Source organism: Vibrio sp. Sgm 5 (assembly GCF_026241575.1).
Taxonomy (GTDB): domain Bacteria; phylum Pseudomonadota; class Gammaproteobacteria; order Enterobacterales; family Vibrionaceae; genus Vibrio; species Vibrio jasicida.
On the sequence record NZ_JAPHPY010000041.1, the window covers coordinates 13,287 to 35,553 of the forward strand.

At 45.5% G+C, this 22,267-nt stretch carries 24 protein-coding genes; 16 read left to right on the top strand and 8 right to left on the bottom strand.

Annotation, left to right across the window (positions count from 1 at the left end):
- Window positions 1-52 precede the first annotated feature (52 nt).
- Window positions 53-2,539, top strand: a complete 2,487-nt coding sequence (locus OQJ86_RS19540) for an EAL domain-containing protein (protein ID WP_104046224.1) — start codon at window positions 53-55, stop codon at window positions 2,537-2,539.
- A gap of 109 nt (window positions 2,540-2,648) precedes the next feature.
- On the opposite strand, the gene OQJ86_RS19545 is transcribed toward OQJ86_RS19540, so the two are convergent.
- Window positions 2,649-3,245, bottom strand: a complete 597-nt coding sequence (locus OQJ86_RS19545; protein WP_265989533.1) for a tRNA-uridine aminocarboxypropyltransferase — start codon at window positions 3,243-3,245, stop codon at window positions 2,649-2,651.
- Window positions 3,245-4,795, bottom strand: coding sequence for a COG3650 family protein (locus OQJ86_RS19550; RefSeq protein ID WP_265989534.1), 1,551 nt, complete (start codon window positions 4,793-4,795; stop codon window positions 3,245-3,247). Before OQJ86_RS19550 ends, OQJ86_RS19545 begins: the two co-directional genes overlap by 1 nt.
- A 41-nt stretch (window positions 4,796-4,836) precedes the next feature.
- On the opposite strand from OQJ86_RS19550, the gene OQJ86_RS19555 reads away from it, so the two are divergent.
- Window positions 4,837-5,307: an EVE domain-containing protein gene (locus tag OQJ86_RS19555; RefSeq protein ID WP_265989535.1), complete on the top strand. Its 471-nt coding sequence runs from the start codon at window positions 4,837-4,839 to the stop codon at window positions 5,305-5,307.
- Between the two features lie 69 nt (window positions 5,308-5,376).
- Here OQJ86_RS19555 and OQJ86_RS19560 read toward each other — a convergent pair whose 3' ends face one another.
- Window positions 5,377-6,201 carry a Cof-type HAD-IIB family hydrolase gene (locus OQJ86_RS19560; RefSeq protein ID WP_005438534.1) on the bottom strand — a complete coding sequence of 275 codons (825 nt, stop codon included), beginning with the start codon at window positions 6,199-6,201 and terminating at the stop codon, window positions 5,377-5,379.
- 171 nt (window positions 6,202-6,372) lie between these two features.
- Window positions 6,373-7,362 (bottom strand): alpha/beta fold hydrolase, encoded by a 990-nt coding sequence (locus tag OQJ86_RS19565; RefSeq protein ID WP_038881525.1) that lies wholly within the window; start codon window positions 7,360-7,362, stop codon window positions 6,373-6,375.
- 65 nt (window positions 7,363-7,427) lie between these two features.
- Between OQJ86_RS19565 and rhtB the strand changes: the two genes are divergently transcribed.
- From rhtB to arsJ, 6 genes are all read left to right on the top strand, one after another.
- Window positions 7,428-8,042 carry a homoserine/homoserine lactone efflux protein gene (gene rhtB, locus OQJ86_RS19570; protein WP_005452019.1) on the top strand — a complete coding sequence of 205 codons (615 nt, stop codon included), beginning with the start codon at window positions 7,428-7,430 and terminating at the stop codon, window positions 8,040-8,042.
- 28 nt (window positions 8,043-8,070) lie between these two features.
- Window positions 8,071-9,294, top strand: coding sequence for an EAL and HDOD domain-containing protein (locus OQJ86_RS19575; RefSeq protein WP_265989536.1), 1,224 nt, complete (start codon window positions 8,071-8,073; stop codon window positions 9,292-9,294).
- Between the two features lie 102 nt (window positions 9,295-9,396).
- On the top strand, window positions 9,397-9,732 hold the full coding sequence (locus tag OQJ86_RS19580) for a metalloregulator ArsR/SmtB family transcription factor (protein ID WP_005438530.1): 336 nt from the start codon (window positions 9,397-9,399) through the stop codon (window positions 9,730-9,732).
- A 27-nt stretch (window positions 9,733-9,759) separates the two neighbouring features.
- A complete protein-coding gene (locus OQJ86_RS19585) occupies window positions 9,760-10,761 on the top strand; it encodes an ArsJ-associated glyceraldehyde-3-phosphate dehydrogenase (protein WP_039977274.1) in 1,002 nt (333 codons plus the stop codon).
- 11 nt (window positions 10,762-10,772) lie between these two features.
- Window positions 10,773-11,267, top strand: a complete 495-nt coding sequence (locus tag OQJ86_RS19590; RefSeq protein ID WP_042604088.1) for a cyclin-dependent kinase inhibitor 3 family protein — start codon at window positions 10,773-10,775, stop codon at window positions 11,265-11,267.
- A 258-nt stretch (window positions 11,268-11,525) separates the two neighbouring features.
- Window positions 11,526-12,743 (top strand): organoarsenical effux MFS transporter ArsJ, encoded by a 1,218-nt coding sequence (gene arsJ, locus OQJ86_RS19595; RefSeq protein WP_020197735.1) that lies wholly within the window; start codon window positions 11,526-11,528, stop codon window positions 12,741-12,743.
- Between the two features lie 90 nt (window positions 12,744-12,833).
- On the opposite strand, the gene OQJ86_RS19600 is transcribed toward arsJ, so the two are convergent.
- Window positions 12,834-13,214 (bottom strand): cystatin domain-containing protein, encoded by a 381-nt coding sequence (locus OQJ86_RS19600; RefSeq protein ID WP_038896757.1) that lies wholly within the window; start codon window positions 13,212-13,214, stop codon window positions 12,834-12,836.
- 250 nt (window positions 13,215-13,464) lie between these two features.
- On the opposite strand from OQJ86_RS19600, the gene OQJ86_RS19605 reads away from it, so the two are divergent.
- A complete protein-coding gene (locus OQJ86_RS19605) occupies window positions 13,465-14,478 on the top strand; it encodes an acyltransferase (RefSeq protein WP_038872536.1) in 1,014 nt (337 codons plus the stop codon).
- A gap of 1 nt (window position 14,479) precedes the next feature.
- Here OQJ86_RS19605 and OQJ86_RS19610 read toward each other — a convergent pair whose 3' ends face one another.
- Window positions 14,480-14,809 (bottom strand): DUF2500 domain-containing protein, encoded by a 330-nt coding sequence (locus OQJ86_RS19610; protein WP_038872539.1) that lies wholly within the window; start codon window positions 14,807-14,809, stop codon window positions 14,480-14,482.
- A gap of 241 nt (window positions 14,810-15,050) precedes the next feature.
- Between OQJ86_RS19610 and OQJ86_RS19615 the strand changes: the two genes are divergently transcribed.
- From OQJ86_RS19615 to OQJ86_RS19630, 4 genes are all read left to right on the top strand, one after another.
- A complete protein-coding gene (locus OQJ86_RS19615; protein ID WP_005430355.1) occupies window positions 15,051-15,416 on the top strand; it encodes a hypothetical protein in 366 nt (121 codons plus the stop codon).
- A gap of 1,020 nt (window positions 15,417-16,436) precedes the next feature.
- Complete coding sequence (locus OQJ86_RS19620; RefSeq protein ID WP_038872542.1) at window positions 16,437-17,057, top strand: lysoplasmalogenase; 621 nt, start codon at window positions 16,437-16,439, stop codon at window positions 17,055-17,057.
- 69 nt (window positions 17,058-17,126) lie between these two features.
- Window positions 17,127-17,348, top strand: coding sequence for a YecH family metal-binding protein (locus OQJ86_RS19625; protein WP_038872544.1), 222 nt, complete (start codon window positions 17,127-17,129; stop codon window positions 17,346-17,348).
- Window positions 17,349-17,459: 111 nt separating this feature from the next.
- Window positions 17,460-18,044 (top strand): YhgN family NAAT transporter, encoded by a 585-nt coding sequence (locus OQJ86_RS19630; RefSeq protein ID WP_265989537.1) that lies wholly within the window; start codon window positions 17,460-17,462, stop codon window positions 18,042-18,044.
- A 66-nt stretch (window positions 18,045-18,110) separates the two neighbouring features.
- Here the strand turns inward: OQJ86_RS19630 and OQJ86_RS19635 are convergent, their stop codons facing one another.
- Window positions 18,111-18,377 carry a DUF1145 domain-containing protein gene (locus OQJ86_RS19635; protein WP_038872549.1) on the bottom strand — a complete coding sequence of 89 codons (267 nt, stop codon included), beginning with the start codon at window positions 18,375-18,377 and terminating at the stop codon, window positions 18,111-18,113.
- A gap of 25 nt (window positions 18,378-18,402) precedes the next feature.
- Window positions 18,403-19,002 (bottom strand): 16S rRNA (guanine(966)-N(2))-methyltransferase RsmD, encoded by a 600-nt coding sequence (gene rsmD / locus OQJ86_RS19640; RefSeq protein WP_265989538.1) that lies wholly within the window; start codon window positions 19,000-19,002, stop codon window positions 18,403-18,405.
- A gap of 223 nt (window positions 19,003-19,225) precedes the next feature.
- On the opposite strand from rsmD, the gene ftsY reads away from it, so the two are divergent.
- Genes ftsY through ftsX form a run of 3 tightly spaced genes read left to right on the top strand, consistent with a single transcriptional unit; the run spans window position 19,226 to window position 22,107 of the window.
- Complete coding sequence (gene ftsY / locus OQJ86_RS19645; RefSeq protein ID WP_265989539.1) at window positions 19,226-20,452, top strand: signal recognition particle-docking protein FtsY; 1,227 nt, start codon at window positions 19,226-19,228, stop codon at window positions 20,450-20,452.
- 22 nt (window positions 20,453-20,474) lie between these two features.
- Window positions 20,475-21,149: a cell division ATP-binding protein FtsE gene (ftsE, locus tag OQJ86_RS19650; protein WP_005535654.1), complete on the top strand. Its 675-nt coding sequence runs from the start codon at window positions 20,475-20,477 to the stop codon at window positions 21,147-21,149.
- Window positions 21,139-22,107, top strand: coding sequence for a permease-like cell division protein FtsX (gene ftsX, locus OQJ86_RS19655; RefSeq protein ID WP_038872556.1), 969 nt, complete (start codon window positions 21,139-21,141; stop codon window positions 22,105-22,107). The genes ftsE and ftsX overlap by 11 nt, the downstream gene beginning before the upstream one ends.
- Window positions 22,108-22,267 lie beyond the last annotated feature (160 nt).

Genomic DNA, 22,267 nt, shown 5'->3' on the forward strand with positions numbered 1-22,267 from the left:
TAATAAAACCACTTTCATGTGGTGTGGCTTGATGACGGCAGTGGTAGGGTAAATGCGAGCATTCTCTCAACTGGTTCAAAATGTGGATCAGCTTAATGACTTTTTAGTCACTTCTCAGTGTTGTGCAGATAAACGTTATCTGGTGCAACTCTTATCCACCCAATCACGCGACTCCGCCGTCTCGCTCGCACGGGCAATACTCGAAAGATTACCCAACACGCACATCATAGGTCACAGCACTCGTCACGTTATCTTGGAAGGTGAAATCATTAACCATGGTTGCTTAGTGTGTGTGATGGAGTTTGAGCAAACCACGCTCACGTCTGCGGTTCAGCATTATTCCTTCTCGCCAGATATCGATGGCTACGATCTCAAGCAAGCTTTACAGCTACAAGATAACTCCAAAGCCATTATTAGCTTTTCTGTCCAAATCGAACGCCGTGATTATCCGGTGTATCGCGTATTTGATGCCGACGGTCCGAAGGTTTCTGGCGGCTTGGCTCAAACCATCGATGACGGCTGTTGGGTTCTGCATCAAGACCAAGTTTATGACGAAGCGGTTGTCGCGGTTGCCTTGCACAGCGATACCTTGAAAACATGGACGAGCGCGTATTCTGAGTGGAACCCGATTGGCATGCCGCACAAGGTTACTCACGCCAAAGGGACGCGTTTGTATCGTTTGGGGGAGCGTAAAGCGCTGGAAGTGTACAAACATTACCTTGCTGATGGGCACGACCTGACGCTTAATCAACTGCTGAATTTCCCACTTTATCGAGAATCCATTGGGCGCAAAGAGGTGTGTGCCGTGACGGAAATCCATCCCGACGGCAGCATGAGCTTTGATCGCCCTTGGTGTTTGGGTGATGAAGTGCAGTTTTGTTACAACCATCCTTCGTTAACGCTTGAGCAAGTTCGCCATGGGGTGGTGGAGCTTTCCATGCATCAGCCTGAAGCAGTGATGATTTATAACTGCGCATCGAGACTTGATTTTATTGATAGCAGCGATGAAGTTCGCGCCTTCACGGACATTTCCCACACGTCGGGCAGTTACTGCATGGGCGAGTTGTACGGCGAGAATCACCAACAAGAAATTCTGCACCATAGCCTGACTTACTTGGCGATGCGTGAAGGGGATGAAGTTACCGCGCTTAACATGCCACAGCAAGAAGTGAGCACTTCTATCTCTCCCTTGTTTAGTCTGATTCGCAATGCGATTGGCGATCTAAACAACATGAATACTCACATGGGCTATCAACTCGACCGCCAAGCGAAAAAGCTAGAACAGAGCTTCCGCCGAGATAGTCGTACAGGATTACAAAACCGCGTTGCGCTGCAAGAGCGTTTGGTCAGCATTGATACCGATGAGCATTTACTGACGCTCAAACTGCTTAACTTTAGCCACATTAACGAAAAGTACGGCTATCGCGTTGGCGATCAACTGTTGAAAGACTTGTCGATGCACTTCAGCAATCGCCTACGTAAACGCCTTGGTAAACCGGCTGCGCTGCAACTTTATAGCATTGGTGTTGGTGAGTGGGCGTTCTTATTTAAAGCTGACACCAGTAGTGAAGCGATCAAGCAACACTTTACTCGCTTTGCCGACGCGGTCGAGCAAACCAACTTTGAACCAAGTGGCTTACGAGACATTGATTACCTTTCGATTTCATTGTGCGGTGGCTTGGTTAGCCGTCGTGATTTCCCAACGGCATCGCCGGATGAATTGCTCCTCAAAGGCATTGAAGCACGAAGAGCAGGGGTGCGCAGTAATACGCACATCTGTAATGCCAAAGATATTGAGGTCAATGAAGATGTGCGAAAAGAGCAGTTGGGTTGGCTAAGCTGTGTGAGCCGCGCCATCCTCAAGCAGAACATCATCACCTACAGTCAGCCAATTGTGCACGCTTATAACCATCGTCCTGCGAGCCAAGAGTGTTTGGTACGCATCATGGAAGAGGATGGCAGCATCATTGCGCCGGGGCGTTTCTTACCCATCATTTCTGATACGCATTTGTACACGCGTTTGAGCCGTCACATGATTCGTTCAACGCTCAACTACATGCAAGACCAGCATGGTGACTTCTCAATTAATTTGTCACCTCAGGATTTACTCAGCGATAAAACCTTGATGTTGCTTGAACATGCCATTACCCAACTGAACGACCCAAGACGGATTGGATTAGAAGTGTTGGAATCAGAGCAAATCAAAGATTACGGAAGGATGATTGAGGTGTGCAGCCACTTTAGAAGCCTAGGAGCACGTATCATTGTCGACGACTTTGGTTCGGGTTACTCCAATATTGATGAGATCCTCAAGTTAGAGCCAGAAGTGATTAAGCTTGATGGCAGTTTGATTCGCTACATCGACAAAGACCAAAAGCAGCGCAAGATTGCCTCGCAGTTGGTGCGTTTGTGTCAGGTATTTAATGCTAAGACCGTCGCGGAGTTCGTGCATAACAAAGAGGTGTGTGATATTGCTCAGGACATGGGTGTGGACTATCTGCAAGGTTATTACTTAGGTGAACCGACACGTTTGTTTTAATGTGCTTTGCTCTAATTGAGCTTAAAAGCTCTAAAGTTTTGTTTCACGTGAAACAGCATCCAATAAAAAACGCAGCGTTAGAGCTGCGTTTTTTTGATTCTTAAGAATGTTAGGCTTTGAACTCGTGACCACTTTTCTCGGCTTGGAAACGAGGAAGGTATTGCTCGAAGAAGTTCAGCATCTGTTTCTGGTTTTGCTCTTCACCGAGTTGTCCGAGCAATTGGGCAGCCACTTCAAAGGTACATAGATTACCTTCTTGCTGGTTGCGACGCAGTTGATATTGGGAATCGGCTTGAGTGGCTAAGCCCATCATAGCGACGCCCTCTAGCCAACGGCTTTTATTGATCATCTTGCGCGCCTCTTGCCAAGTCGCATCAAGAATGATGTACAGCGGTCGTCTGCTTTGCTCGTTAGTTTGTTGCTGCACTTGTTCAAGTGTCAGGCTCTCTTCACTTGGGAATAGCAGTACTGGCAGTAGGCTTGGATTCGCTAGCGTTTCTAATAACTCCGCTGGTGGTGTTTTTCGGTCCCAAACGACTTGAGTGACATTCAGTTGGCACTGGGCGAGCAGTTTGCCAGTGTTGGTATCGCGCGTCAGTTCATTAGGGTGCATTAACAGCATCAGCGAGTGTTGACTGCTTAACTTGGGCAGCAGTGAACAGATGCAGTTGAACTGGAAGCCACAATGTGGACAAGGCTGCGCCATTACAAGCGCACTCCATCACGAACAGGGCTGATGCCATCTGAGAACAGACGCACACCGCTGACTTGTTCTTTGCTCGCTTTTGGCGCCAAGCTTGGGTTGATTGGGTAGCTTACGCCTGTGTATTGCATCACGTATTGCCCCGGTGTTGCACCGCCTCCGCTGACATTGAAAATCAGGTCACGCCAGCCGTGCGAGGTTTGTTGACCAAGCATAATTGGGCTTTGCACTAGCGTCATACGGCTGTTGAAGCGCCACTCTTTCTCGTAGTTTTCGAAGACGAGTAGAGTACAACCGCCAGAGCCACACCAATCAAGTTGCACCAGTAATTCTTCATCACCATCGCCATTCAGATCGTAGGTCAGCCAACGGTATTGGTTATTGCTTGGGTTGGTTTGATTAATGAAAAAGTAGTTACGTACCGCCGCATCCACTTTTGAATTAAATTCGGCACTGGATGGCACATCAGCTGCATCAATTGGATCGTTGTTGCGCTCGGCTGCTGGTTGTTCTGTGCCTGAGTGACGCACTGTTGCTGGATATAGCACTAAACCGCCATCGGCAATGGGATAAACCAAATTGCCCACTTTCTCTTTGACTGCTTTCAGCTGGTTGCCTTCGCGAGTAAATAGGCGCTCGGTCATTAAGCGTTGTTGCTGGTGGTGAGTCATCAATACTTGAACTTGTGATGGGCTCAGTTGTTGCCAGTAGCCGCGTTCAATCAATGGGGGTTGCCCGTCTGAATAGCTGTATTTGGTTGTCGCACTGTGGTCGCTGTTAAGTGTCATTTGTACTTCAAACCCTTGCGACTGGGTTGATGTTGCCACGTAAGTGTTCACCCACTCGAGTGTTGAGTCTACGTTGGCCGCCATACCGCAGCCTTGGTAGGTTTTATCGTCATGCGCTAGTGTCGCTTTCCAGCCGTAGAGAGAGTTGCTCATGGTGTCTGAACACAAGTTCTCGGTCATGCGCAGTTCGCCGTCATCCAGTTGGTAAGTACGCTGACGAGGTTGCAATTTACTGCTGTCGATTTTTAGCGTTTGTGTCGACTTGCCCATTTTCTGGAACTTGAGTGTGTTGCCTTCAAAGCTGGCAGCCCAAGACGGTTCATTACCAAATACGCGAGTAGGTTTGCTGGTCTGTTTGCAGCGATGCGGATTTTCTGTGGTGAGGAAGTTCACCTGCTCAACCACAAAGTTAGCATCGAAATCTGCAGAAAAACCGTCGACGCCTGGTGGATTGAGGTGACCAATCACTTCACCATACATGGTTTGATAAGGTTCGTTGGTGATGGCCACTGCACGTTGGATTTGTTGTGGTGACAGTTGCAGCCAGTATTGTTTGTCGCTGCCACAAGGTGTGATGTACTGGCTTTCATGCCCAATCACGACTTCACCACGCAGCATAAAGGTTTGAGGTAAGATGGTTTCTGGCTTATCTAAGGACGCAGGCGGAGTGGTTGGTGTGTCTGCATCGGACTGCTGTGGTTGCATGCTACATGCTTGCAGCACCAGCAGTGTGGCTAATGCCACTGGGTTTTTCAAAGCCTTCATGTTATATCTTCCTCATTACTCAATCTGCATCGGATGGCATTATGGCATATTGGTTATTTAAAACAGAACCAGATACCTTTTCTATTGACACGCTTCGAACCCAAAAGGTTTCATGTTGGGAGGGAGTTCGTAATTATCAGGCGCGTAATATGATGCGTGACCAAGTTAAATTGGACGACTTGGTGCTGATTTACCATTCCTCTTGTAAGAACGTGGGTGTGGCAGGTATTGCCAAAGTGACTCGTGAAGCGTATCCCGATCATTTCCAGTTTGACCTTGAGAGCGATTATTTCGATCCAAAATCCGACCCAGAAAATCCTCGTTGGATAATGGTGGATATTGAGTTTGTGCGTAAGACTGAACGCTTGATTCCGTTGTCGGTCATGAAGGCGATGCCAGAGCTAGAAAACATGCCATTAGTGAAACGCGGCAATCGCTTATCGATCATGCCGGTGAGCGAAGAAGAGTGGCAAGCAATCCTCGGTAAAGAGAAGTTGCCGAGTCAGCGATAAAAGAAAAGGGCTGCATAGTGCAGCCCTTTGTGATTTTGCCGATAACCTGCTGTTGGTAGCCAATACAGGTTATAGCAGATGATCTTGCAGGTAGTGTGCAACCGCATCGTCGGCGTTGCTGCCGATCACTTCATTGTTTGGTAGTGCTTTCATCACTTTCTCGTGAGAGGTGCCCATCACCAAACCTTTACCCGCCATCGATAGCATTTCTACGTCGTTCATGCCGTCACCAAACGCAATGGTGTTTTCTAGTGTCAAACCAATTGATTCTGCTACTGCTTTTAGAGCGTCACCTTTAGAAACACCCGCACTCATTACTTCCAGACACCAAGGTGTTGAGAATGCGATGTTTAGTCGATCGCCAAACTGTTCACGCAGCTTCGTTTCGAAGGTAACAAGGTGTTCATGGTCTTGCGCTGGGTGGGTGAAGAACACTTTTGCAATGCCGTCAGTTGGCGCATTGTCTTGGTCGTACAACTTGTAAGTGAACTCTTCGTGGAAATCACGCAGTTGTTCGTCGTCTTTGTTCAGCAACCAGTCGTCGTTTTGATACATGTGGATAAGTATTTCAGGATCCGTTTTGATCGTGTCGATCACCGGCTGCACCAAATCTTCTGGTACGTTCTGGCTGTACATCTCTTGATCATTCTGGTCGTGCACACGAGCGCCGTTTGAAGTGATCATATAAGCCGGAATACCTACCGTGCGACGAATGCTTGCGACGTCTACGTGGTGGCGACCCGTTGCAAAGACAAATGTGTAGCCTTGTTCATGCAGCGCTTTGAGCGTCTCTTTCGAGTAAGCGCTTAGCTGGTGGTTTGGTGCGAGTAAAGTGCCATCCAGATCTGAGGCAACGATTTTAGTGATCTCTTTGCAAGGTAGCGATGTGCTCATGAAGCCCTCGTAAACGGTTCGGATAGAGTAGAACAGGTTGATTGCACACGGAGCGCAGTAGATTGACTAGGTCGTACTGCTCCGAGTGCGGGGAACATGATGAAGTTTACGCCAAAATAAGGAGGAAAAAGAGGGTAAATCGCAGACCTCGTATTTCCTCTTTAATTCATTTTATGCGCTTTGAGCATGCATAAAGGAAAAGACAGCGTCCAGAGCTTGGTTACGATACTGGTCTTTTTCGAACAAAATTTCGTGCTCTGCACCAGCAATCGAAACTAGGCTGGCATTGGGGTTGGTCTTACTTAGTTTGTCGATAAAGCGTTGCTGCGCGGCGTTACTCACGATGCGATCGTTACCTGACTGAACCAATAAAACCGGAACTTTAATTTGGCGTGTCAGCAAAATACATTGCTTAGCAGCCATTAACCCTTGCCATACCCAACGTGTGCTTGGCCCCCCGACTTGCAGTTCGGGCTTGTCGTTGTATAAACCACGGAACCAATGATAGCGATCGTAGCTTTGGCTAAGGGGGTTATCTTCAAACGGTTTTGTGTAATACGCTTTATGTCCCGGAGCATAGCTAGGCTTTGTCGAAACTGCCGCTAAGATTTGGCTGACCGGAATCGCGATAGGGCTGAGATACCAAGGTAGGTTGATACCAAACATTGGGGAACTCAGAATCAAACCATCAAAGTTGTGTTCTGGATGTGTTTGCAGATAGCGCGTGGCGATCGCACCGCCCATAGAGTGGGCAATGATAAAACGCTGTTGGTATCCGCTTAAATCAAGCTGCTGCAGCACCAATTCCATATCTTCAATGTAATCATTAAAGTCATAGACGTGACCCATGTCTGAGTCTGGAATTAGGCGATCTGATAAACCTTGTCCTCGATGGTCAAACGAATACACGTCATAACCTTGTCGATATAGGTCATAGAACAGTTCTTGGTATTTCCAGGAAGCTTCAATGCGACCGTTAACGATCAGCACGGCTTTTGTGTGCTCAGGATTGGTGAGTTTGCACCAGTAGATTTTCTTTTTCTCTGTCCCTTTTACAAAGCCTTCTTGGCGTTCTTGCCAAAGTGCTGCGATTGGACCACCTATTGCTTGCTCAAATAAAGTCTCTTGAGTATAAGTCAAAGGTGAATGGTTAATAGCCATTAGTCGATTACCTAAAGATACGTTGTTACCGCGACGTATCATCGAAGAATTATTGAGGAAATGCAATGGATACCCATGTTTGGTTGGCCTATGTGGTAACAGCAATTGTTTTTAGTCTGGCTCCGGGATCTGGTACCGTCAACTCGATCAGTAATGGTCTGAGTTACGGCACGCGTAAGTCATTGGGTGCTATCGTTGGTTTACAGATTGGTTTGGCAATTCATATTGCTTTGGTTGGCGCTGGCATTGGTGCTTTAGTCGCGCAATCGGCAACGGCATTTACTGTGATCAAATGGGTTGGTGCAGCTTACCTTGTGTGGCTTGGCATTCAAAAGTGGCGTGATACATCTGGCTTGGTTGCGACCGAAAGTCACCAAACCATGTCAGGTACTTCTCTTTTGTACAAAGCCATTCTTATCAACCTGACTAACCCGAAATCGATCGTATTCTTGGTGGCACTGTTTCCACAATTTATTGACCCAGCGAAAGACCAACTGACTCAGCTGTTGGTTTTGGGTGTGACCACAGTGACCATTGATGCTTTTGTAATGCTGGGTTACACCAGTTTAGCCGCACAAATGGGGCGTTTTATTCGCTCAGATAAGATCATGGGCAAAATTAATAAAGTATTCGGTTCAATGTTCATGGGATGTGGTGCATTATTAGCGGCAGCTAAGTAATAAGTTATAAAAAGCACAATAATTTCGAATGAAAAATGCGTATGTCGCCCGCCAGCCTATCTTTAATCGAAAAAGACAGACGCTGGGATATGAGTTGTTGTTCCGTGATGGTGAAAGTAATGCCTATCCTGCACACATCGATTCAAACAGGGCGACATACCGATTGATAGTAGAGAACTTTCTCTCTGTCGGAACCAATCCTCTGATTGCATCTTCACGATGCTTCATCAATTTTCCTCACCAAAGTTTGCTGCGTCGGTTGCCTAGAAGCTTACCGAAAAACAAAATCGTGGTTGAGGTACTCGAAACCTGCCAACCAACCGATGAGCTGCTTGAAGCCATTCGTGAACTGTACCGTGAAGGCTATTTGATTGCGCTTGATGACTTCACGTTGACTGACGAATGGCGTCGTTTCTTACCGTATGTCCATATCGTGAAACTCGATATCATGGCGATGGGGCTAAAAAAGGCATGCGACTTAGTTAAGAAGCACACTAAAAAGCGCACCAAATACCATTTCTTAGCTGAGCGAGTAGAAACCGAAGCTGAGTTTGAAGCGACCAAAGAGGCGGGCTTTAAATTCTTCCAAGGTTACTTCTTCAGTAAGCCGGAAGTGATGCAGACTAAATACGTGAGCCCTGAGCAAATACTGGCGCTTAAGTTATTTAGAGAAGTGTGTGTTCCCGATCCTGACTTCGACCGGATTGAAAACATCATTACCCAAGATGTCACGCTGTCGTACAAGTTACTGCGTTTTGTGAACACGCAATCGACCACGCTAGAAGTGACCATCACTTCATTCCGCCAAGCTTTGATTTACCTTGGGCAAGAGAAACTCAAAATGTTTGTCTCGTTAGTGGTAGCGTCTTATATCTCCAGCACGAAACCGCGCGAGTTATATAACTTGTCTCTACAAAGAGCACAATTCTGCGAGGCCATGTCGCGCTATCAACCTCTTTCGCATCTCAACGAGCAGGGTTTTATGGTTGGCTTGTTATCGATTCTCGATGCCATGCTCGATTTGTCTGTCGAATCTTTAGTTGGGCAGTTGCCGTTAAGTCCTTCCGTGCAGCAAGCTTTGTTGCATCGCCAAGGTGAATACGGCGCGTTACTGGCAATTGAAGAGTGCTACGAGCGTGCAGACTGGGCTGGCGTGGAGCAATTCTCCCAGCAACTTGGTCTTTCTGTCGATGATGTGAAGTCTGAACTTGGCGAAGCTGTGCGCTGGAGTCAGACCTTTTCTGGCGCCTAATCTGATCAAATATTAAACTTTTATTACAGTCGAGCACGATCGCTTGACGGCATCCTCTTTTTAAATAACTATATATGCATATCCATATATAGGTATGTAAGTATGCTTCCACATCAGTTCTTCAAACTTCTTTCCGACGAGACTCGTGTGCGTTGCTTAATGCTGGTGGTTCGTGAAGGGGAAACTTGTGTTGGTGATTTAGCTCATGCGCTACAAGAAAGCCAACCAAAGATTTCTCGCCATCTGGCTCAGCTAAGATCAAATGGTATTTTAGTTGATAAACGCCAGGGGCAATGGGTGTACTACGAGCTGTCAGATCAATTACCGGGATGGATGCAAAAATTGATTGATGACTTGGTAGCCTCGAACTGCTTGAAGCAAGAGTACCAAGAAGATATTTCACGTTTGCAAGACAAAGCTCGTGCAGCGTGCTGTTAACCAGCGAAAGCTTAAAGGTAGAAGATTATGACGATTAAAGTAGGTATTAACGGTTTCGGTCGAATTGGTCGTTTGGCATTACGCGCAGCGTTTGATTGGCCAGAGCTAGAGTTCGTGCACATCAACGATGTAGCGGGTGATGCAGCAACTCTTGGTCACTTACTTGAGTTCGATTCAGTTCAAGGTCGTTGGAATCATGCAGTGCAAGTTGAAGGCACAGACATGGTGATTAATGGTAAGCGCATCACGACTTCACAAGAGCGTGATATCGATGCTGTGAACTGGGGTCAATGTGATGTTGTGATTGAAGCAACGGGCGTTCATCGCAAAACCTCATTCCTAAACAAATACCTAGAACAAGGCGTAAAACGTGTTGTTGTTAGCGCACCAGTAAAAGAAGACGGTGTAGCTAACATCGTAGTGGGTGTGAACGACCACATCTTCGATCCTGCGCAGCACCGCATTGTAACCGCAGCGTCTTGTACAACGAACTGTATTGCACCAGTCGTGAAAGTGATTCACGAGAAATTGGGCATTGAGCAATCGTCATTCACAACGATTCACGATTTAACTAACACACAAACGATTCTGGATGCGCCGCACAAAGACCTACGTCGTGCACGTGCATGTGGCATGAGTCTGATCCCAACCACTACGGGCAGTGCAAAAGCGATTGTTGAAATCTTCCCAGAGTTGAAAGACAAGATTAACGGTCACGCGGTTCGTGTTCCTCTAGCAAACGCCTCACTTACTGACATCATTTTTGATGTGAAACGTGATACCACGGCAGAAGAGGTTAATGCACTGCTGAAAGAAGCTTCTGAAGGCGAGCTAAAAGGCATCCTTGGTTTTGAAGAGCGCCCATTGGTCTCTATCGATTACAAAGGCGACCAACGTTCAACGGTTGTTGATGCGCAATCAACCATGGTTGTGGGTTCTCGTATGGTGAAGATTTACGCTTGGTACGATAACGAAATGGGTTACGCGACGCGTACTGCAGAATTGGTTCGTAACGTTGGTATGGCATAAGGAGTTTTAAGATGTCTCATCCTACATGGCAATTAGATTTAGAAACGGGCGCTTTGGTACTGACTCCATGTCCTGGTACCAAAGGTGTTGAACTGCAAGCTTCGCTAGAGCAGCTAAAAGCGCAAGGCGTAGAAGCGATTGTTACTGCCCTTGATAATGCTGAATTAGCAGCAAAAGACGTGTCTGCGTTAGGCGAATTAACCCAACAGTTGGGCATGAAATGGTTCCAAATTGAGATTGAAGATGATTGTGCTCCGGACGAAGAGTTCGCTGCAAAATGGTCACAAGCGAGTCCTGAGCTGCACGCGATTCTTGCTCAAGGTGGCAAGGTTGCCATGCATTGTATGGGTGGCTCTGGTCGCACAGGTTTGTTCGCTGCGCACCTACTGCTAGAGAAAAATTGGGCGCTAGAAGACATCGTGCGTGAAGTGCAAGCGCTGCGTCCTGGTGCTTTCACAAAGCCAGTACAAGTTGAGTACATCGAGCGTGTGGCTCAAAACGCTTGAACAGCTTATAGAGCTTTTGGAACATCATGATCTAAAAGCTCTCTTTATGCCGTAATGGCTTACCAATTAATGTGATTCCTGTTTATTGGCTTTACATTTAAATTATTGTTTATTAATAAATAATTTTTAGATGTATCACCTGTTCTTGTTTCACAATTTAGCGCCAGTATTGAGATGACTCAATGCTGGTGTTTAGGTCATAGAGCATTTGGTATATCATGATCTAAATGCTCTAAACGCTGTACATCTGAGGTCGTTATGATTTCAAAACTAAGCAAAAGTATCCGTCAGTATATGCTGGTGACGTTCAACTATTGGAACTTCACCGTGACGGATGGTGCACTCCGTATGTTGGTGGTGCTTTACTTCCATGACTTAGGCTACTCAAGCTTAGCCATTGCTTCGCTGTTCCTTTTCTATGAATTTTTTGGCGTAGTGACCAACTTGGTTGGTGGCTGGCTAGGTGCTCGACTTGGTTTGAACAAAACCATGAACGTCGGCTTAGGGATGCAGATTTTTGCCTTGCTGATGTTGGCAGTGCCCAATGCTTGGTTGACCATTCCTTGGGTAATGGCGGCGCAGGCAATTTCGGGGATTGCTAAAGACTTAAATAAGATGAGTGCCAAGAGCGCGATCAAAACTTTGGTGCCAGACGAGCAGCAAGGTGCACTTTATAAGTGGGTTGCGATCTTAACGGGCTCAAAGAATGCGCTGAAAGGTGCGGGTTTCTTTGTTGGTGGTTTGTTGTTGTCGGCGTTTGGTTTCCAAACTTCGATGGTCATCATGGCAAGTGTGCTGGCTGTTGTGTTTGTATGCAGCTTGATCTGGCTAGAAGCGGATATGGGTAAGGCGAAGAGCAAACCTAAGTTCCGTCAAATTTTCTCTAAGTCAGAATCGGTGAACATTCTTTCCGCTGCACGTATGTTCCTATTTGGCGCTCGTGATGTGTGGTTTGTTGTTGCTCTTCCGATTTATCTTGGCAGCGTGTTTGGTTGGGATCACCTGATGGTGGGGGGCTTCTTGGCGGCTTGGGTGATTGCTTACGGATTCGTTCAAGGCTTTGCGCCTCGTATTACCGGTAAAGCGCAAGGTCGAGTGCCAGATGGCAGCGCGGCATTAATTTGGGCAGGTATCCTTGCTGTCATCACTGGTGCGATTGCTTATGGCGTGCAAATCGGTTGGCAACCAGAGCTTGTTATTGTGGTGGGCTTGATGATTTTCGGCGCTGTGTTTGCGGTGAACTCATCTCTGCACTCTTACCTGATCGTTAGTTATGCGAAAGGCGATGGAGTATCACTGGATGTCGGCTTCTACTATATGGCGAATGCAATGGGACGTTTGATCGGTACGGTTCTGTCTGGTTGGATTTACCAAGAAGCGGGTCTAGCGGCATGTTTGTGGGTGTCATTTGCTTTCTTAGCACTAACAACGCTAATTTCTATCAAGCTACCAAAGGCCAAAGTGGCTACGGCTTAAATCGGCTTACGAGTTAGAAATAAAAAATGGCTCCATATTGGGAGCCATTTTTGTTTTTACGATTCAGTATCGCAAATCAGCGAGTTTTGTTTATGGGCAAAGACGACCTTGTTGTGCAGGTTGCGTCATTTCCATATCACCTTTCAGTGAGCGGTAAACGATGGTGTTCCATACTTCACCATTGTCCATTTCGAATTCAATGGCGTAGTTAAGACCATTCACCACTTGAGTTCGTACGCTTAAGATCTCTTTTAGCTTAGCCGCGGTATTCATCTGACCAAGTACAAAGTCGAGTGCTTGCTGAGCTTCAGGTGTTACTTCACCTTGTGACCAGCCGCCAGCAAGGTTTTCAGCGCTGCAGATAGGGTTCGCTTCCGGTTGCGATTGTGTTGGTGCCACGGTCTCTTCCTTTTGATTACATCCAGCTAAAGCCACTACACAAACCAGTGACGCTAATAATGTTTTCTTCATAAAGACCTCTCTTAATAATCTGTCCAGCATCCTAATGGAATAAAACGGTTAAATCTGTTTCATATCCGAGAAAGCTTAGGGCTGCTGATCTCATTTGTACAATGAGATTTGTGACTACCTATTTTGCAAATCAATGGTATTGGCGCGTCATCGCTGAGTTAAAAATAAGCAAAAACAGATTGTTAACTATTTAACTGGATGAAAATTACCCTATGCTATAAACGTGAAGTCACTCAAAGTAGGTAAGGGTATGAGAGAAAGGGTTCTATTTTTCGACTTATTACGTTGTGTCGCTGCCATCGCAGTGATCGCGATTCATGTGCTAGCGCCATATCGTAATGAGTTGGGAGTGATTCCGTTTGACCAATGGTTGACGGCTGTCGGGGTAAACAGCGTGACTCGCTGGGCAGTACCTGTATTCATTTTGATTACTGGTGCTCTAATGCTCAGTGATACACGACCTTTTGATGCCAAGTACTACGTTAAACGGCGTTTAGGCAAAGTATTAGTACCTTTTCTTATTTGGTCGATGTTTTATGCCTACTTGTCGGGTTGGACAGCACAAGGCTTCGATTTTGAAACGGTTAAAGAAGTGGTGAGTAACAGTCCACATCACGCGACTTACTATCACCTCGGATTCTTCTATTACTTTATTCCGCTCTATTTTGTTATTCCGTTATTCCAATGGGTGGTGCGTAACTGCGATGATAACGTTCTCTATGCATATCTTGCTGTTTGGCTGCTGACCAGCACTTTGTTCTTATTTAAGATTGATGGCCCTTGGAGCAATCAATACTGGCTTTACATGGGATATTTGCCGCTCGGCTATGTGCTGTTTAAGAAAGTGCCTCTTAATCGCACCACTGTCAGCATTTTTACTGGGCTTGGGCTCGTGGCGTTGGCGGTGACGTTTACCATGGTGGTGGCCAACAGTTTAGAAGCTGATAAATATACCGTAGGTCGTTGGTTTTCATACAAAACACTGAATGTGATTCTCGCAGCGTCTATGATCTTTATGCTGTGCCGCTACTTTGGTGAAGGTCTAACACCTAAAGTGCAAAAAGTGGTGAGCTTTATTAGTCAGCACAGCTTAGGAATTTATTTGTTGCACCCAATCTTCTTGTGGCCAATGAAAGCGTTTGGTTGGTATCAGGGACACCCAGCTTGGGTAATACCAGTTTGGATCGTTTTGAGTGGAGCTGGGGCCTTGGCGATGAGTTACTTGTTCTCTAAATCAGCCAAGACCCGTTGGCTATTACCTTAGATTAGCGTTTTAAGGCGAAGTGAAGGAATTTATCGCCACAGTAAGTCAGTGTGCCTTTATCACCAGGGTTTAAGGCGTGGTAATAGTGCACACCGATTTGAAACTCGCGTTTCGGGCCAATCGAGCCGCGCTGAACGTAAATCCAATATTCCTGATCGTCTTGTCCAGGTTCTGCTTCTGGTACTTCTATCGCTTGTTTATCGAGTATGGTGACTTGAGCGCTTTGTTCAGGCGCGTCTTCGCCAAAGTAGTGCTTGCTGTAGAAGCGAAAGAATACCCAAGCTCCGAGAGCAATCAGGGTGAATAGAGCCAAAATAAGTGAGATTGGCATGATAACCTCCAATGTTTCATTGGCATCTATTTTACAGAACTCCCTGATTAAACTATGAGTTGAGATAAATTATTCGTGATCTAGTAAAAGGGATGTAGGTTTTATTCGGCACACTTCACATTTTATATGCGTGCAAGAGCACAATTTAAAAGGAAATTTGCACTTAACGACTCGAAAAAACTCTGAATTTGTAGAAGAATGAAATGACAGACACAGGAAGGGTCAAGTAAGGAGGGTTACGATGTCAGATATTGAGAAAGTAGTCATGCGTACCCGAACGATCGAAAAACTTCTGCGTACTCAATACCACGCGGAAGGGAAAGGGTTGCATCAACTGATTACCAGTTGTGAAGAACGCTTACCGCATGATGTCGTTGCAAAACTGCGCTTTATTGCGACGGTCCGTAACAAAGTTGTCCACGAAGAGGATTATAAACTGGATGACAGAAAGGGTTTTCTTGCTGCATGCGATGCGTGTGAAAAGGAACTCACACCGAGAAGTTCACGCTTTATTTGGCGAGCTGCGATTTTGTTAATGGCCTTGATTACGCTTGCTGCACTCGGTTTTTACTACATGCATTGGGACATACTAGTTAAGCATCTGTAGACAGCAAAATTTGAATAATAAAAAAGGGACGCGAAAGCGTCCCTTTTTTATTGGAAACAGTAACTTAGTACATCATTGGCAGTGTCATTAAACCAACAACCACTGCAATCATTACCAGCCCTTGTTTTTGAGAAGAAGAAATCATAACACTACCCCTAAAATCATTGATGAACTCGATGTAAATAATATAGCACTGTTTTTGAGCTTTGATCAACTTCAAAGCGGAAAAGTTTTCAAAAATCGCACTTAACTAGGGTGTTTTTACCCTAAATTGACTAATAAAACTGTGTTTTTTGTGCTGCTCTTTAAATGTTCGACTTGTTGTTTTTGTCTTCTTTCTGTCTTTAAGTTACTGATTTTATAGTGTTAAATATGAGTAATGTTATGATGAAATAGTGTTTCTTGTATCAGTGTGGATGTTGGTTGGCTATTTTTGCTGAATTTCTCAAAAGTTGAGAAAATTATGTTTTGTGTTAACGAGAGTCACTCTTGTAGACGTCTATTGTGCTCAACTTTTCCTATCTGATGAGAAAATCTCAATGCGATAAGGGGGTAGCTATAATCCATGCTAGTTAAGGTTGGGTTTTGATGGTTTTTCTTATCTATGCTTATTTATATCAGTTACTTATGTGTTTTTGATTGAACTTTTATACTCTCAGATTATTGGGCTAATCACGGTTTGTATTGTTGGGAGGAGGCATTTTTGCCTTTCTGAGTGGTCAGAGGTGGTGGATCTGACTTTTGTGTTGGTTATTTGCCCGTAACGGTTGTATAGCGAACAAATTGATGGTTTGTTTTTCAATTTCTGAAGGTTAGAGTTCTGATGAAATTATCGATAACAAACAGATTCAGATAGCTCAGTTCAATGATTGTGAGAAAAACGATAATCAGTAATTGAGCCAGTTACGTTTACAAAATGTTGTGATTCGCTAGCGAGATCCAACTTTCGCTGATAATGCCTTTACATCAAGATTGGTCTACCTAGACTAGCGGCGAGATTACGTGAAAGGTGTATACGGCATGTGGAGTTGGTTAGCGATAGGGCTATCAGGGTTATATTCCGTGTTGGGGGCGAGACAAGCCAATCCAACGCAGTCTCTGGCATTTAAAATCTTTACTCTGTTGTTGCTTTTGATCTTAGCGTTGACTGAAGGTGCATCTGCAGTACCTACCTACTGGATCGCTGGTGGACTGTTGGTCTCTGTATTTGCCGATACACTGCATTCCTTTAAATCTCGCAAGCCACTCTACTTTGCGGGCTACTTACTCGCTCAAATCCTTTATAGCAAATCATTTTGGGTTCAGCTCAATGGGGAAATCGTTTGGTGGTTACTCGCATTGCTGCTGGCTGCTAGTGTTGTGGCGTTCTTCTTATTGCTACCACAGCTCGATTCCATGGTTTTTCCTGTTGTGATCATGGGCATCATGTTGGTTCAGCTTGCTTGGGCGGCGGGGGAAGTTTGGTTGCAAGTACCGAGTTTTGCTAATGCGCTTGGGTTTAGTGGCACCTTAGTTATGATCTATTCAGCCTTGGCGTATGCGATACATGGTTATCGTAAACCGATGAAACATGCCTATGTTTGGGTGAGTGGCAGTTATTTCTTGGCTCATGCATTAATCGTTGCATCTATCATTTACTAATTTAGGTCAAAGTAAGCGGTCAGGTTTTGCGTAAACTAGACGGATTCAACTTAATAACTGGAGTCGATGATGACCGAGATTCATGCTCACAACTTACTTAACCTACTTCGAGAAACGCCAATGGATCGTGATGAACTGGCAGCTCACTTTGGTACAGATGTGCGTTTCCATACCTGTAAGCTGAATGATCTAGACTTAGATGCATTGCTAGAATTCTTGCTAAAGCGCGAAAAAGTACGCGAACTGGAAGGTAAGTTTGTCGTGAATATGGCACGGGTTTGTAACCACTAAGCTGCGGCTAAAAATTGTTGATGGAGGCGAAGCATTCATTTCGTCTTCTATCATATCTTCACTGAATCACTTTGTTATACTGGCCGCCAAATTTTCAGTCGAGGCCAGAACATGGATATTCTTTCAGCAGCGACCATGCTGTTTCTTATTATGGACCCACTCGGAAATCTTCCGATTGTGTTATCCATTCTCAAACACCTTGATGCAAAACGCCGCCGTAAGGTGCTGATCCGTGAATTACTGTTTGCCTTGATGATTCTGATGCTGTTCCTTTTTGCGGGACAAAGCATTATGAGCTTTCTCCATGTTCAACCGGAAACGCTGAGTATTTCTGGCGGGATCATTCTTTTCATCATCGCGATTAAGATGATTTTTCCAAGCGCAGGTAGCATTACTGGCCTTGCTGCAGGTGAAGAGCCGTTTATTGTGCCGATGGCGATTCCTATGATTGCTGGCCCTTCAGTGATCGCAGCGTTGCTTTTATTGTCTTCTCAGCATCCAGACAAAATTCTGGAGCTGTCTGCTGCTGTGTTGATCGCTTGGGGTGCAACTTTCTTCATTTTGATGTTCTACAGTTTCTTCCATCGTATTCTTGGTGAGCGCGGTCTGAAAGCGATTGAGCGTTTGATGGGTTTACTGTTGGTGATGATCTCAACCCAGATGTTCCTCGATGGCGTGAAGAGCTACATGGGCTAAACCTCCGTCAATTTGATGAATACAAAAAAAGCCGCTCATGTGAGCGGCTTTCGTTTATTTGTCTTTTTACATCATGTGCTTCCGACGAATATCGAGAAGAGCAAAGATGCCGAATATCAAAATGGAGTACTTTTCCCAACTGCTCATCTTAATCTTGTCGCCAAATGCGCCAATGAAGATTGCCATTTGCAATCCATGCATGATGAACAGAAAAGCCGTCATGATGTACAACGCAATGGCCGCTTTGCCAGGGAAGGGCATAAAGAAGTTGAGGATCAATATGAACCAGACGAAGGCGATGGCTGCTTTAGCCAGTATCAATAATGCTTTCATTTAACTATCCTTTTAAATTGGGGCTTTAAGCTGATGTGCGTTCATACAGACGGTAACTGACCTGGCCTGCGGTTTTCTCTCGGTGCAGTCGCCAGTTGTCAGGAAGCCCAGCAATACTTAGCTCTTTTTCAGTTTCAATATAAATCATCGCATCTTCTGCAAGCCAGCCGTTTTGGTCTAGCAAGGTCACGGTTTCATCCAATAAGCCTTTGCGAAACGGCGGATCAATGAATACTACGTGATGCGGTGTACCTGGTTGCTTTAAAAAGCTCAGTGCGTCGGTGTTGACGACTTTAATGTTGCTAGTATTCAACGAGGCAACATTTTTCTGCAATTGCTGAAACGCTTGTGGGTTCAGTTCCACCATCGTCACTTGGTCTGCTTGGCGAGAAGCTGACTCAAAGCCTAAACCACCAGAACCTGCGAATAGGTCGAGACATTTCGCTTGCGGCACATCTTGAGCTAACCAGTTAAATAGGGTTTCTTTCACACGATCCGTGGTTGGGCGTAATCCTTCTGCATCATGAACAGGGAGTTTTCGACCTCTCCATAAACCACTAATAATGCGAACAAAGCCCGTTGTTGGCTTTTTTTGTGATGAGTTTTGCTGGCGACGTCTTACCATAGATTTTTTGACCGCTAATAAAGTGATACTATATCCAATCGCCCAAGCTTTGAGCTTGGATATAGCCCAGAATATTCAAGATGACAGAGTGTAACACTAATAAGATTAGATTCACCTAATTGGAAAGTTTTCACAACTTTGTCATTAGCCTTTTCTGTAAAGATAATAATCTTGTCAGAAAAGAGTCATTAATAGATAAGAGCACAATCTAGGATAGCCCCAGATGACGGAAAAAAAGAAGCGCGGATTACTTTCGTGGCTAGGTTTTGGTGATGAAGAACAGGCCCAAAAACCGACAACAGATGAATCAGTAAAAGAAGAAGCAGAAGCAGTAGAAGCGCCAGCTGGTGAGCAACTGCCGGTGGAAGAGGCTGCCGAACAAGCAGAAGAGAAAACCACACTTGAAGAAGAGCCGGAGAAGGTTGAACCTGTCCTAGCAGAAGCAGAAGCAGAAGCAGAAGCAGAAGCAGAAGCAGAAGAGCCACAAGTACCGGTTGCGCCTCGTGTTCAAGAACAAGAAAAACCAACGGAGAGCTTTTTTGCTCGCCTTAAGCGCAGCCTAAGTCGCACGAAGGCAAACATTGGTGCGGGTTTCTTCGGTTTGTTCAGCGGTAAAAAAATCGATGAAGACCTTTTCGAAGAATTAGAAGAACAGCTGCTTATCGCTGACGTGGGTATGAACACCACGACGAAAATTATCAATAACTTGACCGAAAAAGCGTCACGCGGTGATTTGAAGGACGGCGAAGCACTCTACGGCCTGTTAAAAGAAGAGATGGCAGAAATTCTAGCGAAAGTAGAACAGCCACTTGAAATTGATAGCAGCAAAACCCCTTACGTTATCTTGATGGTTGGCGTTAACGGCGTCGGTAAAACAACCACAATCGGTAAGCTGGCGAAGCAGTTCCAAAGCCAAGGTAAGAAAGTCATGCTGGCGGCGGGCGACACCTTCCGTGCTGCAGCGGTTGAACAGCTACAAGTATGGGGCGAGCGTAACAACGTTCCTGTGATTGCTCAGCACACTGGCGCAGACAGTGCTTCGGTTATCTATGATGCGATTGAAGCGGCAAAAGCGCGTGGCGTCGATGTGGTGATTGCCGATACCGCAGGTCGTCTACAAAATAAAGCTAACCTGATGGAAGAGCTGCGTAAGATTGTTCGTGTCATGAAGAAGATTGATGACTCTGCACCACATGAGATCATGCTGACGCTAGACGCAGGCACTGGGCAAAATGCCATTAGCCAAGCGAAACTTTTCAGTGATGTTGCCCCTCTAACCGGGATTACATTGACTAAGCTGGATGGAACAGCGAAAGGTGGCGTTATCTTCGCTCTTGCTGATCAGTTCGAAATTCCAATTCGCTACATTGGTGTTGGTGAAGGTATCGAAGACTTGCGTCCATTTGAAACTCAAGAGTTCATTGACGCTCTGTTTAGTCGTGAAGAGTAATTAGAGTTAGAGGAAATCAACGGTGATCAAATTTCAGCAGGTAAGTAAAGCTTACCGAGGTGGGCGACAGGCATTACAGAAAGTCGACTTTCACCTTCGACGCGGAGAAATGGCTTTTTTAGGCGGGCATTCCGGTGCAGGTAAAAGTACCTTGCTGAAACTGATATGTGCGATAGAACGTCCTACTGATGGCAAAATCCATTTTAATGGTCATGACATCACACGTATTTCTAACAAAGACATTCCGTTTTTGCGCCGCAATATCGGGATTGTTTTCCAAGATCATCGCTTATTGATGGATCGCAGCGTGTTCGATAATGTCGCGCTGCCGATGCGCATAGAATCGATTTCTGAAAATGAAATCAAACGTCGTGTTTCTGCGGCGCTAGATAAAACGGGCTTGCTCGATAAAGCCCGTTGCTTGCCAAGTCAACTATCAGGTGGTGAGCAACAACGTGTAGGTATTGCACGCGCTGTCGTTAATCGACCAACGCTGTTAGTGGCGGATGAACCAACCGGTAACCTTGATCCAGAACTGTCCAACCGTGTGTTGCGATTGTTCGAAGAATTTAATCGTGCTGGCGTGACGATTCTCCTAGCGACGCACGATATCGGGTTAGTAAACACTCGCCCACAATATCGTCATTTCGAATTGAACCAAGGCTTCCTAAGTGAGGTAGAAGACTATGGTAGGTAACAAGCGCACCCAAAAGAAAGGGAAAGGTCGCAGTGCCAAGCGTGCTAATACCGATGGTTTTTTCTCTGTTCATATCAAACAAGCTAAATCTTCTTTCGGCGCATTATGGCGTCGTCCTTTAGGTAACATTCTGACCTTGGCTGTTATCTCCATGGCGTTAGCAATGCCAGCTTGTTTGTATTTATTAGGTAAGAATGTGGCTGGTGCAGCACAAGATGTTGCATCACCATCGCAAGTGAGTGCCTACTTAGTCGAAGGGATGCCTGACGCGCGCGTTATGGTGCTCAAAGATCAGATTGAAACATGGCCTTCTGTAAAAGAGGTGGAATATATTTCTCCGCAACAAGGTCTATCTGATTTAAGCCAGTACGCAGGGTTTGACCAAGCACTAAGCCTATTAAGTGGTTATGCCTTGCCTGGCGTGTTGGTGATTACGCCTGATTCAGAACAAAAAAGCGCAATTCAGTCGCTTGCTAAACAAGTTCGTGAGCAACAAGACGTGACAGATGTTCGACTAGATGAAGATTGGTTGGCACGGCTTGATGCAATAAAAACCCTTGCTGGCATTATTGTCATTACCCTGACAGTGCTGATGTTGGGTGCTGTATTTTTAATCGTCGGCAATACATTGCGCTTTAATGTGTTGGCAAACAAAGAAGAGATTCAGACAATGAAGCTGATTGGTGCGACCGACAGTTTCATTCTTCGTCCTTACTTATACACTGGCATGTGGTTTGGTGTGCTTGGGGCGACCATTGCATGGTTAGTGACGGCATTGATTACGGTTGTCATGAATAACGCAGTTGAGCAATTGGCATCGTTATATGATAGCCAATTTCGTTTGATTGGCTTGAATTGGGATGAATCTCTACTGTTGATCATCACTGGTAGCTTGCTAGGTTGTATCGCCGCGCGCTTTTCAGCGCAGCGTCACTTGAAAGAAATTGAACCAGTTTAGGTGATAAGGGTCTTATACTTGGAATTTATTAGCACAAGCTAATTTTTACCCCTTGTATAGACCATTTGTTTATGGATAATTACTCGCCCTTCTTGAAACTTGTTCATTTTGAGTTCAAGATGGCCAAGCTAAATTGCAATGTAATGCTCCAGATCAGAGA

Excerpts from the sequence above, each read along its gene's own strand:
- OQJ86_RS19545 (WP_265989533.1), bottom strand. The coding sequence starts at position 3,245 with ATGGCGCAGCCTTGTCCACATTGTGGCTTCCAGTTCAACTGCATCTGT.
- OQJ86_RS19560 (WP_005438534.1), bottom strand. The coding sequence starts at position 6,201 with ATGAGCACATCGCTACCTTGCAAAGAGATCACTAAAATCGTTGCCTCA.
- OQJ86_RS19550 (WP_265989534.1), bottom strand. The coding sequence starts at position 4,795 with ATGAAGGCTTTGAAAAACCCAGTGGCATTAGCCACACTGCTGGTGCTG.
- ftsX (WP_038872556.1), top strand. The coding sequence starts at position 21,139 with ATGGTAGGTAACAAGCGCACCCAAAAGAAAGGGAAAGGTCGCAGTGCC.
- rsmD (WP_265989538.1), bottom strand. The coding sequence starts at position 19,002 with ATGGTAAGACGTCGCCAGCAAAACTCATCACAAAAAAAGCCAACAACG.
- OQJ86_RS19575 (WP_265989536.1), top strand. The coding sequence starts at position 8,071 with ATGAAAAATGCGTATGTCGCCCGCCAGCCTATCTTTAATCGAAAAAGA.
- OQJ86_RS19590 (WP_042604088.1), top strand. The coding sequence starts at position 10,773 with ATGTCTCATCCTACATGGCAATTAGATTTAGAAACGGGCGCTTTGGTA.
- OQJ86_RS19600 (WP_038896757.1), bottom strand. The coding sequence starts at position 13,214 with ATGAAGAAAACATTATTAGCGTCACTGGTTTGTGTAGTGGCTTTAGCT.
- OQJ86_RS19565 (WP_038881525.1), bottom strand. The coding sequence starts at position 7,362 with ATGGCTATTAACCATTCACCTTTGACTTATACTCAAGAGACTTTATTT.
- OQJ86_RS19580 (WP_005438530.1), top strand. The coding sequence starts at position 9,397 with ATGCTTCCACATCAGTTCTTCAAACTTCTTTCCGACGAGACTCGTGTG.
- ftsY (WP_265989539.1), top strand. The coding sequence starts at position 19,226 with ATGACGGAAAAAAAGAAGCGCGGATTACTTTCGTGGCTAGGTTTTGGT.
- OQJ86_RS19625 (WP_038872544.1), top strand. The coding sequence starts at position 17,127 with ATGACCGAGATTCATGCTCACAACTTACTTAACCTACTTCGAGAAACG.
- arsJ (WP_020197735.1), top strand. The coding sequence starts at position 11,526 with ATGATTTCAAAACTAAGCAAAAGTATCCGTCAGTATATGCTGGTGACG.
- OQJ86_RS19630 (WP_265989537.1), top strand. The coding sequence starts at position 17,460 with ATGGATATTCTTTCAGCAGCGACCATGCTGTTTCTTATTATGGACCCA.
- rhtB (WP_005452019.1), top strand. The coding sequence starts at position 7,428 with ATGGATACCCATGTTTGGTTGGCCTATGTGGTAACAGCAATTGTTTTT.
- OQJ86_RS19615 (WP_005430355.1), top strand. The coding sequence starts at position 15,051 with ATGTCAGATATTGAGAAAGTAGTCATGCGTACCCGAACGATCGAAAAA.
- OQJ86_RS19635 (WP_038872549.1), bottom strand. The coding sequence starts at position 18,377 with ATGAAAGCATTATTGATACTGGCTAAAGCAGCCATCGCCTTCGTCTGG.
- OQJ86_RS19585 (WP_039977274.1), top strand. The coding sequence starts at position 9,760 with ATGACGATTAAAGTAGGTATTAACGGTTTCGGTCGAATTGGTCGTTTG.
- OQJ86_RS19540 (WP_104046224.1), top strand. The coding sequence starts at position 53 with ATGCGAGCATTCTCTCAACTGGTTCAAAATGTGGATCAGCTTAATGAC.
- OQJ86_RS19555 (WP_265989535.1), top strand. The coding sequence starts at position 4,837 with ATGGCATATTGGTTATTTAAAACAGAACCAGATACCTTTTCTATTGAC.
- OQJ86_RS19610 (WP_038872539.1), bottom strand. The coding sequence starts at position 14,809 with ATGCCAATCTCACTTATTTTGGCTCTATTCACCCTGATTGCTCTCGGA.
- OQJ86_RS19620 (WP_038872542.1), top strand. The coding sequence starts at position 16,437 with ATGTGGAGTTGGTTAGCGATAGGGCTATCAGGGTTATATTCCGTGTTG.
- OQJ86_RS19605 (WP_038872536.1), top strand. The coding sequence starts at position 13,465 with ATGAGAGAAAGGGTTCTATTTTTCGACTTATTACGTTGTGTCGCTGCC.